Source organism: Pseudomonas sp. GW822-FHT02G04 (assembly GCF_058802085.1).
On the sequence record NZ_JBXANU010000014.1, the window covers coordinates 1 to 12954 of the forward strand.

General features: G+C 60.0%; 13 protein-coding genes. 6 read left to right on the forward strand and 7 right to left on the reverse strand.

The genetic code is table 11. From position 1 onward, the window contains the following. Positions 1-146 precede the first annotated feature (146 nt). On the reverse strand, positions 147-1820 hold the full coding sequence (locus AC1RO5_RS17925; RefSeq protein WP_007940012.1) for a DEAD/DEAH box helicase: 1674 nt from the start codon (positions 1818-1820) through the stop codon (positions 147-149). A 419-nt stretch (positions 1821-2239) separates the two neighbouring features. Here AC1RO5_RS17925 and AC1RO5_RS17930 point away from each other — a divergent pair, with 419 nt between their 5' ends. Beyond that, positions 2240-3031, forward strand: coding sequence for a crotonase/enoyl-CoA hydratase family protein (locus tag AC1RO5_RS17930; protein ID WP_493176670.1), 792 nt, complete (start codon positions 2240-2242; stop codon positions 3029-3031). A 141-nt stretch (positions 3032-3172) separates the two neighbouring features. On the opposite strand, the gene AC1RO5_RS17935 is transcribed toward AC1RO5_RS17930, so the two are convergent. After that, positions 3173-3928: a spermidine synthase gene (locus AC1RO5_RS17935; protein WP_493176672.1), complete on the reverse strand. Its 756-nt coding sequence runs from the start codon at positions 3926-3928 to the stop codon at positions 3173-3175. Between the two features lie 148 nt (positions 3929-4076). On the opposite strand from AC1RO5_RS17935, the gene AC1RO5_RS17940 reads away from it, so the two are divergent. Next, on the forward strand, positions 4077-5423 hold the full coding sequence (locus tag AC1RO5_RS17940) for a class II 3-deoxy-7-phosphoheptulonate synthase (RefSeq protein ID WP_007899909.1): 1347 nt from the start codon (positions 4077-4079) through the stop codon (positions 5421-5423). 114 nt (positions 5424-5537) lie between these two features. Here the strand turns inward: AC1RO5_RS17940 and AC1RO5_RS17945 are convergent, their stop codons facing one another. Together AC1RO5_RS17945 and AC1RO5_RS17950 are read right to left on the reverse strand one after the other, a co-directional pair. Beyond that, positions 5538-6767, reverse strand: a complete 1230-nt coding sequence (locus tag AC1RO5_RS17945) for a winged helix-turn-helix domain-containing protein (RefSeq protein WP_493176674.1) — start codon at positions 6765-6767, stop codon at positions 5538-5540. Between the two features lie 64 nt (positions 6768-6831). Beyond that, positions 6832-7047, reverse strand: coding sequence for a DUF1127 domain-containing protein (locus AC1RO5_RS17950; protein ID WP_007940008.1), 216 nt, complete (start codon positions 7045-7047; stop codon positions 6832-6834). 96 nt (positions 7048-7143) lie between these two features. Between AC1RO5_RS17950 and AC1RO5_RS17955 the strand changes: the two genes are divergently transcribed. Then, complete coding sequence (locus AC1RO5_RS17955; protein WP_007940006.1) at positions 7144-7998, forward strand: LysR substrate-binding domain-containing protein; 855 nt, start codon at positions 7144-7146, stop codon at positions 7996-7998. On the opposite strand, the gene AC1RO5_RS17960 is transcribed toward AC1RO5_RS17955, so the two are convergent. Beyond that, complete coding sequence (locus AC1RO5_RS17960; RefSeq protein ID WP_019650549.1) at positions 7988-8722, reverse strand: sulfite exporter TauE/SafE family protein; 735 nt, start codon at positions 8720-8722, stop codon at positions 7988-7990. The two genes, AC1RO5_RS17955 and AC1RO5_RS17960, sit on opposite strands and share 11 nt — an antisense overlap. Before the next feature lie 125 nt (positions 8723-8847). On the opposite strand from AC1RO5_RS17960, the gene AC1RO5_RS17965 reads away from it, so the two are divergent. The 3 genes from AC1RO5_RS17965 (at position 8848) to AC1RO5_RS17975 (ending at position 11082) form a co-directional block, all read left to right on the forward strand. Further along, complete coding sequence (locus tag AC1RO5_RS17965; RefSeq protein WP_493176677.1) at positions 8848-9804, forward strand: LysR family transcriptional regulator; 957 nt, start codon at positions 8848-8850, stop codon at positions 9802-9804. A gap of 69 nt (positions 9805-9873) precedes the next feature. Beyond that, entirely contained in the window at positions 9874-10335 is a 462-nt protein-coding gene (locus AC1RO5_RS17970; RefSeq protein WP_493176828.1) for a MarR family winged helix-turn-helix transcriptional regulator, read from the forward strand. Between the two features lie 327 nt (positions 10336-10662). Beyond that, positions 10663-11082, forward strand: coding sequence for an organic hydroperoxide resistance protein (locus AC1RO5_RS17975; protein WP_018930027.1), 420 nt, complete (start codon positions 10663-10665; stop codon positions 11080-11082). A gap of 72 nt (positions 11083-11154) precedes the next feature. Here the strand turns inward: AC1RO5_RS17975 and AC1RO5_RS17980 are convergent, their stop codons facing one another. Together AC1RO5_RS17980 and earP are read right to left on the reverse strand one after the other, a co-directional pair. Then, the gene (locus AC1RO5_RS17980; protein WP_007940000.1) at positions 11155-11724 is read right to left on the reverse strand and encodes an elongation factor P; all 570 of its coding nucleotides are present in this window, start codon (positions 11722-11724) and stop codon (positions 11155-11157) included. A gap of 48 nt (positions 11725-11772) precedes the next feature. Further along, complete coding sequence (earP, locus tag AC1RO5_RS17985) at positions 11773-12915, reverse strand: elongation factor P maturation arginine rhamnosyltransferase EarP (protein WP_493176679.1); 1143 nt, start codon at positions 12913-12915, stop codon at positions 11773-11775. Positions 12916-12954 lie beyond the last annotated feature (39 nt).

Consider the following 12954-nt stretch of genomic DNA (forward strand, 5'->3'; position numbering starts at 1 on the left):
ACGAAGCAGGCACAGCAAGGGGGAGCAAGCTCCCCCTTTAGTTTTTACCGGACACTAGTGACGCAGAGCGTGGGAACAATCAGGCAAAAAAAATCCCCGAACCAGTCGGGGATTTTTTATGTGCGATCAATCAGCCCGGGGGCGGATCAATCTTCGCGGTAGCGACGCAGCTTCAACTGCTTACCGGCAACGCGAGTGTCCTTCAGCTTGGTCAGCAGACGCTCCAGACCATCTTCCGGCAGCTCGACGAGGCTGAAGCTGTCACGCACCTGGATGCGACCGATGGCTTCACGCGCCAGACCACCTTCGTTGAGGATAGCGCCCAGCAGGTTCTTGGCAGCGATACCATCACGCGCACCCAGCGCGGTACGGCAACGAGCACGACCTTCGGCCAGCGGGATCGGAGCACGACGCTCGCGGTCACCACGGTCCGGACGATCACCGGAACGCTCTGGACGATCGCCACGCGGTGCATTGTTCGGCACCAGTGGGCGCTCTTTCTCGATGGCGGCCAGGGTCAGCGCTTGACCGTTGGTAGCCTTGCGCAGCAGGGCTGCGGCCAGGGCACGCGGGCTGCAACCGATGTCGGCAGTCAGACGATCCAGCAGATCACCGTGAGTCGATTCGGCATCGCCTACCAGCGGCGACAGGCTGTTGGTCAGTTTCTTGATGCGGGCATCGAGAACAGCTTGAGCGTCCGGCAGGCGAACTTCGGCAACTTTCTGACCGGTAACACGCTCGATCACTTGCAGCATGCGGCGCTCACGAGGAGTGACCAGCAGCAGCGCGCGACCTTCGCGACCGGCACGGCCGGTACGGCCGATACGGTGAACGTAGGATTCCGGGTCGTACGGCATATCAACGTTGAACACGTGAGTGATACGCGGAACGTCCAGGCCCCGAGCGGCAACGTCGGTCGCCACAACGATGTCCAGACGGCCATCCTTGAGGGATTCGATGACGCGCTCACGCTGGTTCTGAGCAATGTCACCGTTCAGCGCAGCGGCTTTGTAGCCTTTGGCTTCCAGGGCACTGGCCAGGTCCAGGGTCGCTTGCTTGGTGCGCACGAACATGATCAGGGCGTCGAAATCTTCCACTTCCAGCAAGCTGAGAACGGCAGAAGTCTTCTGGTCAGCGTGAACCAACAGGTGAGCCTGTTCGATCGCGGTAACGGTCTGAGTCTTGCTCTGGATCTTCACGTGCTTCGGATCGCGCAGGTGGCGTTCGGCGATGGCACGGATCGATTGCGGCAGGGTGGCCGAGAACAATACGGTCTGACGGGTTTCCGGCATGGCCTTGAAGATAACTTCCAGGTCGTCCATGAAGCCCAGTTTGAGCATTTCGTCCGCTTCGTCGAGAACCAGGTGGTTCACGGTAGTCAGGACTTTTTCGTCGCGACGCAGGTGGTCGCACAGACGACCCGGAGTGGCGACAACAATCTGTGCGCCATTACGGATTGCTTTCAATTGTGGGCCCATCGGCGCGCCGCCGTAGACAGCCACAACAGTTACGCCCGGCATTTGCTTGGCGTAGGTTTCGAAAGCGGTTGCAACTTGTAGCGCCAACTCACGAGTTGGGGCCAGGATCAGAGCTTGCGGCTCGCGCTTGGACGGATCAATGCGGTGCAGGATCGGCAGGGCAAAGGCAGCGGTTTTACCGGTACCGGTTTGCGCCTGGCCAATCATATCGTGACCGGCGAGAATGATCGGGATCGACTGCTGCTGAATGGCCGAAGGCTCTTCATAGCCGGTAGCGACTACTGCAGCGACAATATTAGGGTGAAGTTCAAGAGCGGCGAAGCCGCCGATTTCCTGGGTCATGGGTCTGCCTCTAAGTGCATCCGCAAAGACCCATGCTCCAAAGCTGCGCATGCCGTGTTGAGACTCAAGAGTCGCCCTGGCAGCTTTGTCGGCGGGGATTTGCGAAAACGAATGAATGAAAAGAATCGTCAAGGAAGAGTCCGCTGGGGACGTGCAGCCGAAGCTGGCTTCGGGGAATTGCGCTACCTAAACGCGGCCCGGTTAAAGGCCGGCGCGCACTATACCGGAATTCGGCCAAAAAGGGAGCTTTTTTTATCGGAAAAAACCGGCATACGCCGTTGTGTCACGGGCTTTGCGGATAATCGTACAACCGTCTATTTTGCAAAGGCCCGGCCCTGCTGACGATGGCGCTAAAACGGTTCACCCTTGCGACGCAGACCTTTGGTCTGACGCACCCTTCCCGCCCGAGGAAATGCTCCATGAATCAGCCCAGCCCCAGTCGTGTAACCCTTGAAAGACACGGTCATGTCCTGATGATCGGCCTGGATCGGGTGGCCAAGCGCAATGCCTTCGACCTCGACCTGCTCAATGCGCTCAGCCTGGCCTATGGCGAATTCGACGCCGACACTGAGGCGCGGGTCGCGGTGGTGTTCGGCCATGGCGAGCATTTCACTGCCGGGCTCGACCTGGTCAGCGCCGGCGCAGCCCTGGCCGAAGGCTGGCAGGCACCGCACGGCGGCTGCGATCCCTGGGGTGTGTTCGGCGGCCCCCGCGTCAGCAAACCGGTGATTGTCGCGGCGCAAGGCTACTGCCTGACCGTGGGCATCGAATTGATGCTGGCCGCCGACATCAATCTGTGCGCCAGCAATACCCGTTTTGCCCAGAAGGAAGTGCAGCGCGGGATCTTCCCGTTCGGCGGCGCCACCTTGCGCCTGCATCAGGTCGCCGGCTGGGGCAATGCCATGCGCTGGCTGCTCACCGGCGATGAATTCGACGCACATGACGCCTTGCATCTGGGCCTGGTGCAGGAAGTCATGGCCAGCGAGGACTTGCTGCCACGGGCGATCGAGTTGGCTGAGAGGATCGCCCGGCAGGCGCCGCTGGGGGTTCAGGCGACGTTGATGTCTGCGCGCCAGGCGCGCTATGAGGGTGAAACTGCTGCGGCCCAGGCATTGCCGGCGCTGGTGAAGAAATTGCTCAACAGCGAGGACGCCAAGGAGGGTGTGCGGTCGATGATCGAGAAGCGGCCGGGCGTCTTCAAAGGCTGCTGACAGATCGGCTTTTGTGGCGAGGAGCTTGCTCCCGCTGGGCTGCGAAGCGGCCCCAACAATCCTTGTACATCAATACAGATTTTGTGAGTGCTGCGCACTCAAGCGGGAGCAAGCTCCCTCGCCACAGATGACCTCATCGTATTAAGTCGCCGGCCGAATATCCTTGATCAACGATCGCAACGAATACCCCAATCGCGGCGCCAGGCCTTCCGCGCGGGCGATCAGCCCTTCCATGTCCAGCTCCTGATCCAGCTCCGATGGCACGATCAGAATCACGTTGCCCTCCTTCACCGGCAGTTCCCAGTAATGCCGGTGATAGAGACCGCGCAACAACGCTGCGCCCAACGGCTTGCCGTCGTCGGTGGCCCACTGGTTGATCACCAGCCAGCCACCCGGATTCAAGCGTTTCTGACAGTTTTCCAGAAAGCTCCAGGCCAGATGCCCGACACCCGGCCCGACATCGGTATACAGGTCGACGAAAATCAGATCGGCCGGTTCAGCCGTATCGAGCAACTCCAGCGCATCGCCGACGCGGATGTACAGCCGCGGATCGTCATCCAGCCCCAGGTATTCGATGGCCAGGCGCGGTACGTCAGGGCGCAGCTCGATGGCTTCGACATCTTCCAGTGGCAGGAACTTCAAGCAAGCCTGGGTCAGTGTCCCGGCGCCAAGGCCGAGGAACAGCGCGCTTTCCGGCTGCTCGTGGCACAGCGCACCAATCAGCATCGCGCGGGTGTAATCGTACTCGAGCCAGCTCGGGTCGGCGGTGAACACGCAGCTCTGTTCGATGGCGTCACCGAACTCCAGGAAACGGTAATCGGCCACTTCCAGCACGCGAATCACGCCGAACTCATCCTGTACCTCGGCGAGCAGATGCTCGACGCGCTCCTCAGTCATTTCGTCTCCCGATCGTTACCGGCCCCGGCAACGCGATAAACCGCAACATAAAGCGGCAAAGGCGCAATTGTCCGCGAAGCGACGGGAACAGGTCACGCACTAATTGCTGATAACATAACCGTCCGAGCGTAAAACACTAGAGACTGCGATGAGCCAACCCTGGAGCCCTGACAGCTGGCGCGCCCTGCCGATCCAGCAACAACCTCAATACCCCGACGCGGCGCATTTGCTGCACGTCGAGCAAACCCTGGCGAGCTATCCGCCACTGGTGTTTGCCGGTGAAGCGCGGGAGTTGCGCCGTCAGTTTGCCGAAGTCACCCAGGGCCGGGCGTTTCTGTTGCAGGGCGGCGACTGCGCCGAAAGCTTCGCCGAATTCTCCGCCGCGAAAATTCGCGACACCTTTAAAGTGTTGCTGCAAATGGCGATCGTCATGACTTTCGCCGCCGGTTGCCCGGTGGTCAAAGTCGGACGCATGGCCGGTCAGTTCGCCAAACCCCGTTCGGCCAACGATGAAACCATCAACGGCGTGACGCTGCCGGCCTACCGTGGCGACATCGTCAACGGCATCGGTTTCGACGAAAAAAGCCGCGTGCCGGACCCGGACCGCCTGCTGCAGTCCTACCACCAGTCCACCGCGACCCTGAACCTGCTGCGCGCCTTTGCCCAGGGCGGCTTTGCCGACCTGCATCAGGTACACAAATGGAACCTGGACTTCATCGCCAACTCGGCACTGGCCGAGAAATACAGCCACCTGGCCGATCGCATCGATGAAACCCTGGCCTTCATGCGCGCCTGCGGCATGGACAGCTCGCCGCAACTGCGCGAAACCAGCTTCTTCACCGCCCACGAAGCGCTGCTGCTGAACTACGAAGAAGCCTTCGTGCGTCGCGACAGCCTGACCAACGACTACTACGACTGCTCGGCCCACATGCTGTGGATCGGTGACCGTACCCGTCAACTGGACGGCGCTCACGTCGAATTCCTGCGTGGGGTGCATAACCCGATCGGGGTCAAGGTCGGCCCGAGCATGAACCCTGAAGACCTGATTCGCCTGATCGATGTGCTCAACCCGGACAATGACCCGGGTCGCCTGAACCTGATTGCGCGGATGGGCGCGAACAAGGTTGGTGATCACCTGCCGCAGCTGATCCGCGCGGTGCAACGCGAAGGCAAGCAGGTGCTTTGGAGCTCCGACCCGATGCACGGCAACACCATCAAGGCCAGCAGCGGCTACAAGACCCGCGACTTCGCACAGATCCTGGGCGAGGTGAAACAGTTCTTCCAGGTTCACGAAGCGGAAGGCAGTTATGCCGGCGGCATCCACATCGAAATGACCGGGCAGAACGTCACCGAATGCATTGGCGGCGCGCGGCCGATTACCGAAGATGGGTTGTCGGATCGTTACCACACCCATTGCGACCCGCGGATGAATGCCGATCAGTCGCTGGAACTGGCGTTTTTGATTGCCGAGACCCTGAAGCAAGTCCGCCGTTAAATCGCGTTAAGCCCTTCGCGGGCAAGCCTCGCTCCTACAGGTTTTGGGTCGTTCACATTTCCGGTGGACGACATAAAACCTGTAGGAGCGAGGCTTGCCCGCGAAGGCGTCAGCTCAATCACCACCCATTTGAGCCAACGCCCCCCGCAACCGCGCCGCACTCGCCCGCGGGCAATTCAGCTGAACCCGCTCAAGCCCCAACCAATTGGCCATCCGCCGCAGATTGACCGCCAAAGCCCGCATCCCTTCATCATCCAGCCCCGGCTCTTCCTCATGCACGGCATGCACCGCCAACCGGCCCGACGCTCGTTCGGCTCGCAAATCGACCCGCGCAGCAATCCGCTCATTGTGCAAAAACGGCAGGACGTAATAGCCGTAGACCCGCTTGTGCTGCGGCGTATAAATCTCCAACCGATAACGGAAATCGAACAAGCGCTCGGTACGGCTGCGCTCCCAGATCAGCGAATCGAATGGTGAAAGCAGCGCACTGGCCTCGACCTTGCGCGGCACCTTCGACTCAGCCAGGCAATAGGCCGGTTGCCGCCAGCCTTCAACCTCACAGACCAGCAGCTCACCGCCCTCGACCAGTTCCGCCAAACGCGGCCGGCTGTCTGCCGGGTTCAAGCGAAAATAGTCCCGCAAGTCCTTTTCCGTGCCGACGCCCAACGCCGTGGCCGCATGCAGCAACAACCCGCGCTGGGCCTCGGCTTCACTGAGCAAGGGCTGCTGAAGAATCGCCGAAGGAATCACCCGCTCCGGCAAATCATAAAGCCGTTCGAACCCGCGCCGACCGGCCACGGTCACTTCACCGGCGGCGAACAACCATTCCAGTGCATGCTTTTCGGCGCTCCAGTCCCACCACGGCCCTGCCCGTTCCTCACGGGTCGACAGGCTGCCTGCCCCCAGCGCACCGAGTTCCTGGACCGACGCTAAAACGCGGCGAATCGTGTCCTGCTGCTCACGACCGAAACGCGCCAGTTGCTGGTAAATGTCTTCGCCGCGGGCTGCGCGCTGCATGCGCCAGCGCATCAAGGGGTACATCGACAACGGCAATAACGACGCTTCGTGGCCCCAATACTCGAATAACGTGCGCCGACGGCCCTGACTCCAGGCAGCCTGATCGAGCAAGTCGGTTGAGTAATTGCCAAGACGGGAAAACAAGGGAAGGTAGTGCGAACGCACCAACGCATTGACCGAATCGATCTGCAGAATTCCGAGCCGTTCGATCAGCCGATTGAGCTGAACCGGTTTGATCGCCGCCGGCGGCTGGCGCCCATTGAACCCTTGGGCGGCCAGCGCCAGACGCCGAGCCTGTTTGAGGGAAAAGGACAGTGTGGCGGGCATGAGCATCTCCTTGTCTGCTCGCAACCTACCTCACCCGAAAGCGGTTTGTGTAGCGATGGCATCATCATTTATGCATCGGATCATCCCAGAACGGTCTTACTGCCTCATGCTCCACATCTGCGCGGCTCACGCCGATATCCTTCAGTGCTTCGTCGCTCAAGCTCGCCAGTAATTCACGTTCACGGTGAAGTTCGTACCAGCGACTAAACTTGTGCAGCAGATCGGATACCGCGTGGATTGAGAATTTTTCTTCCGTTACATGCTCGTTGTGACCTTTCATCGTGTAGCCCTCCTTTAGGGATGGATCCAGTCTCGCTCCAGCGCTAAGATCAATCCAACGAATGTTTCTGATGGCATACATCTCGGAGATTGATGAATGTCCGCCTACCCCAGTATCGACACCGATGTACTGCGCACCTTCGTCGCGATCGCCGATCAGGGCGGCTTTACCCGCGCCGGGGAAATGGTCAACCGCACCCAGTCGGCGGTGAGCATGCAGATGAAACGCCTGGAAGAGGACGTGTTGCAGCGCCAGCTGTTCGAACGCGACGGGCGCCAGGTCAAGCTGACCGCCGAAGGCCAGGTGTTGTTGGGCTATGCGCGACGCATCCTCAAACTTCACAGCGAAGTCTTCAATACCCTGCGCGAGCCGCACATGGTCGGTACGGTGCGCATCGGCACGCCCGACGATTACGTGATGCGCTTTCTGCCGGGCATTCTGTCGCGCTTCGCGCAGTTCTACCCGCTGATCCAGATCGAGGTTCATTGCGAATCGACCCGGCAACTGTTGCAGCGCCAGGACCTGGACCTGTCCATCGTCACCCGCGAGCCGGGTAACGAGATCGGCCAGTTGTTGCGCAAGGAGCGTTTTGTCTGGGCCGAAGCCCAATGCTTCAACGCCCACGAGCAGACGCCGCTGCCGCTGGCGATGTTCAACAGTGATTGTTTCTGCCGTGTCTGGGCGTGTAATGCGCTGGACGCCATGGGCCGCGATTACCGCATTGCCTATAACAGCTCCAGCCTGTCGGCATTGATGGCGGTGGTCAGCGCGGGGCTTGCGATCACCGCGCAACTGGAAAGCCTGATCACACCAGACATGCGCATCCTCGGCGCCGACCAGGACCTTCCCCTGCTGCCGGAAGCCAGCATCATGCTGATCCGCAACCTGAACAACCCTTCGCCGATCACCGAATGCCTGGCCGAGCACATCGTCGAAGGCTTCAAACTTTAAAGGCGAGCATCACCGCGCAGCACACCAGAAACCCACAGAACAGCCCGCGCAACAGCCGCTCCGGCAGTGCGTGGGCGATTCTCACGCCCCAACTGATGCTCATCAATCCACCGACCGCCAACGGTATACCGATCGCCCAGTGCACCTGATGGTGCACCGCATAAGTCGCCAACGTGACGCCCGTGCTCGGCAATGCCAGCGCCAGCGACAAGCCCTGGGCAACCACTTGGCTGGTGCCAAACAGACTGGTCAACACCGGCGTTGCCACCACCGCCCCACCCACGCCAAACAACCCGCCCATGGTCCCGGAAGCCGCGCCGAGCACCCCCAGCCACGGCCATGAATAATGCATCTGCGAAGACGCCGGCGCGGTGGCGGTGAACATTCGCATCAAGTTGTAGGCCGACAGCGCGACCAGGAACGCAACGAAGCCCACCCGCATGGTTTGCGCATCAACGCCCACCGCCCAGATCGAACCGATCCAGGCGAAGCAAAATCCCATCGAAGCCAATGGCAGCGCATGACGCAATTCGATGCGATTGCGCTGGTGATAGCGCCATAGCGCCAGCATCACGTTCGGCACCACCATCACCAGCGCCGTGCCTTGGGCGACCTGCTGATCGAGACCGCACCACACGCCCAGCAGCGGAATCGCCACCAACCCGCCACCAATGCCGAAGAGTCCGCCGAGGGTGCCCAGGGCGGCGCCAAAAACCAGGTACATCACGAACTCAATCACAGGCGATTTTCCTCTTGTCAGGCCGTTCATCCTACGCAGTCGGCTCTGGCAGGGAAACGCACAGCAACGCACAATGGCTGTGCCAAATTCGCACAAGCGTTGATGAAGCCATGAACCCCAATCAATTGACCGAACAACTCGGGCTGTTTCTGGATGTGCTGGAAACCGGCAGTTTTTCCGCTGCATCCCGCCGTCATCCCCTGACGCCATCGGCCGTGGCGCGACGCATCGACAGCCTGGAAAGTGCCGTCGGCAGCCAGCTGTTCCTTCGCAGCACCCACGCGGTGCGGGCTACTCCGGCAGGCTTGGCCTTTGCCGAGCGCGCGCGGCGGATCGTCGCGGAGCTGCGGCTGGCGCGGGCGGAAGCGGTGTCCCTGAGCAATGCGCCGGAAGGCTTGATTCGGGTCGATGCGCCGGCAGCGTTCGGACGACGCCATCTGGCACCGGTGATTGCCGACTTCCTGACCCTTTACCCCGGCCTCGACGTGCAATTGCACTTGATCGACAGCTTTGTCGACATGCAGGGTTCGAACCTGGGCAAGGTCGACCTGGTACTGCGTGCCGGGCAAATGGCCGATACCCGACTGGTGGCCACGCCGTTGGCGAGCATGGTGCGCATCGCTTGCGCCAGCCCCGATTACCTGCAACGCCGTGGCCTGCCGACCGAGCCGGCGCAATTGGTCGACCACGACGGTCTGGATTGGGATGGCCTGGCTCCGCCGTTCGCCTGGCGCTTCGAGCGGGATGGGCAGATGCATTTGCACCGGCCTGCGCGAATCCGCATGAGCGCCAACAATGCCGAGGCGCTGGTCTGCGGCGCACTGGCCGGGTTGGGCGTCGCGCATTTGCCGACGTGGCTGGCCAGCGAATATCTATTACGCGGCGAGCTGCTGCCGCTGTTCTGCGAAAACGGTCTGCCAAAACCGGAAAGCACCGGCATTTATGCGTTACGCCTGGAGCAGCAGCCCAGCTCGCGCAGCCGCTTGTTGCTGGAATACCTGAAGACCCGTTTCAGCCCCATCCCACCGTGGGATCTGGCGCTGCAAACCAATCTGGACCGCCACTAGTCCATAATTATCTGGCGCATTAAAGATTCGCCCGCTAGATTCATGACGATCACTGATCAAGGCTTTGAAATGAACACCGAGCGCAACACCCCGGACAACTGCGATAACCTGCTGCTGGACAATCAGGTCTGCTTCGCCCTGCATTCCACTTCCTTGCTGATGACCAAGGTCTACAAGCCGCTGCTGCAAGCGCTGGGCCTGACGTATCCGCAGTACCTTGCAATGATGGTGTTGTGGGAAAAGGACGGGGTGACGGTCGGTGAAATCAGCAGCCGACTGCTGACCGATCCCGGCTCCCTCACCCCGCTGCTCAAGCGCCTGGAAGCCGAGGGCCTGCTGAGCCGCACCCGCAGCCGCGAAGATGAACGGGTGGTGATTGTCGAACTCACCGAGCAAGGCCATGCGTTGCGAGACAAAGCGCGCGATATTCCGCAGTGCATCCTCGGCGCCAGCGGGCAGACGCTGGAACATTTGAAAAAGCTGCAAGCGGATCTCCAGGAGCTGCGCAGCCACCTGCAAGACAGCCTTTAGACCGCGTTATCGTTCTTCGCGGGCAAGCCTCGCTCCTACGGGTTTTGTGTCGTTTACAAATTTGTTATCGACTGAAAACCCGTAGGAGCGAGGCTTGCCCGCGAAGTCGCCCTCCCCGTCGCAAAAAATTCACTTCGCATAAATCCCGCACGAAAGCCTCTATCTCCAGCATCTCCCTCCTGATCGAATCTCCAGGTGGTGGGCTGGATCAATTTTTTTCAAAAATTTATCTTGCGTACTAAATATTAGCTAGCTAAATTCATCTCGCACTTACTTAGCGCACAAACATTTAGCGCAAAACACACAATCCAGAACGAGGCTCACACCATGCAAACTCTCTACACCGCAATCGCAACCTCCACCGGCGGCCGTGACGGTCGTTCGATCTCCAGCGACAACGTCCTCGACGTCAAACTCGCGACCCCGAAAGAACTCGGTGGCGCTGGCGGTGCGGCAACCAACCCTGAACAACTGTTCGCCGCCGGTTATTCCGCCTGCTTCATTGGCGCGCTGAAATTCGTCGCCAGCCAGACCAAACGCAAAATCCCGGATGACGCCTCGATCACCGCCCATGTCGGCATCGGTCAGATCCCTGGCGGTTTCGGTCTGGACATCGACCTGCACATCAGCCTGCCTGGCCTTGAACAAGCCGATGCGCAAAGCCTGGTCGACGCCGCCCACCAGGTCTGCCCGTACTCCAACGCCACCCGTGGCAACGTCGATGTACGCCTGCACGTTGCCGTCTGACTCCAAGGACGAAACAGCGCCCACAAAAAAGCCCGACTCAATGGTCGGGCTTTTTCATTCCTCAAGCAGTGCTTATTTAGCACGGCCTTTGTAGGAACCGCCTTCGCGGGTATCGATCTCGATCATGTCGCCGATTTCGATGAAGTCAGCAACCGACAGCTCGGTACCGTTCTTCAGTTTGGCAGGCTTCATCACCTTGCCGGAAGTGTCACCGCGAGCGGAACCTTCGGTGTAGTCAACCTGACGCACGATAGTGGTCGGCAGTTCTACGGAAACCAGACGCTCTTCGAAGAAGATCGCTTCGCAAACATCAGTCATGCCTTCTTCAACGAAAGGCAGAACGGCTTCGATGTCTTCAGCGTTCAGCTCGTACATGGTGTAGTCAGTGGTGTCCATGAACGTGTAGGAGTCGCCGCTGATGAAGGACAGGGTCGCTTCTTTGCGGTCGAGGATTACGTCGTCCAGCTTGTCGTCAGCGCTGTAAACGGTTTCGGTCTTGTAACCGGTCAGCAGGTTTTTCAGCTTGGTCTTCATGATCGCGCTGTTACGACCCGACTTGGTGAATTCAGCTTTCTGAACCAGCCAAGGATCGTTGTCGATACGGATTACCATACCGGGTTTCAGTTCTTTACCAGTTTTCATTGCGAATATCCGAATTTGGATGGGATTTACAAAAATCTAGGCCGCGTATCATATCCAATTTAGGTAAAACTGTACCAGCGCTGCGGCAAGATCTGCCTGCAAGGCTTGTTCCAGACACCACGCCTCGGCATGTTTTTCCAGTTCCGGCCAATGTTTGCGGGTTGATTTCCAGTGCTCGCCCATTGTCTCACCTGCATTCCACGCCCGCCATAGACCGCTGATCGCCTCGCCAGCAGGTTTGGACAGGCCTTGGATGTACAGGGTCAGGAAGGCGTCGAGCTTGTCCAGGTGGATATCTTCGTCCTGCCGATAGATGTGCCAGAGCAGTGGCCGGCCTGCCCATTGCGCGCGAACAAAGGAATCTTCGCCGCGCACGGCGTTGAAATCGCAGCTCCACAGCAGCAGGTCATATTGATCCTGTCGGACGAACGGCAGCACTTGCACGGTCAGGACGCCGCGCACATGCACCGCGCCGGCCGTCAGCCCGCCCACTCTGAGCCAACGTTCGACGTCGCCGAGAATCCGCCCCTCGGGCACCAGCAGGTGAGTGGGCGTCGAGTCGGCAGCCATGGCGTCGAGCCAACTGGCCAGCCCGGTATTTTCGTAGGCGAACAGCGAGATCAGCTGTGCATTCGGGGCGCGTTCAACCCCCAGGCCTTGCAGGAATTCTCGCTGAGCCTCGGGGCTTTGCTGAAACTGCCGACGCCGCTCGAGCAATCCGCTCTCACGCAGCAAGCCACCGGTGCCCTTGCGAAAGCCCGGGAAGAAAAAGAACTTCTGCACGTTCTTGTACTTCACCGACGGCAAGCCGTGACAACCGACGACCCAGTCTTCGGCGCTCAGATAATCGAGGTTCATCCACAGCGGCGGCTTTTCCCGTTCGGCCATGGCCTCCATATAAGCACTCGGCAACTGGCAGGCGAACGCGGCGATAACGACATCTGCAGCGTCGGTGGGTTGCCAGTCCGCTGACCACTGTCGCACCTCGACACCCTGCTGCCACTGCTGCGCGGCGTGGATGTCGATTTCTGGACACAACCGCTCGAAGGCCCGCAGGTCATCGACCCACAAGCGCACCGTCACTGAATGTTCGGCCACCAGTTGGCGGGCCAGACGCCAGGTCACACCGATGTCGCCGAAATTGTCGACCACGGTGCAAAAAATATCCCAGCGGGTTTTCATTTCAGACATTCCAGGTTCCCGTTGGCAAAAGCGCCGATTGTCCGCATA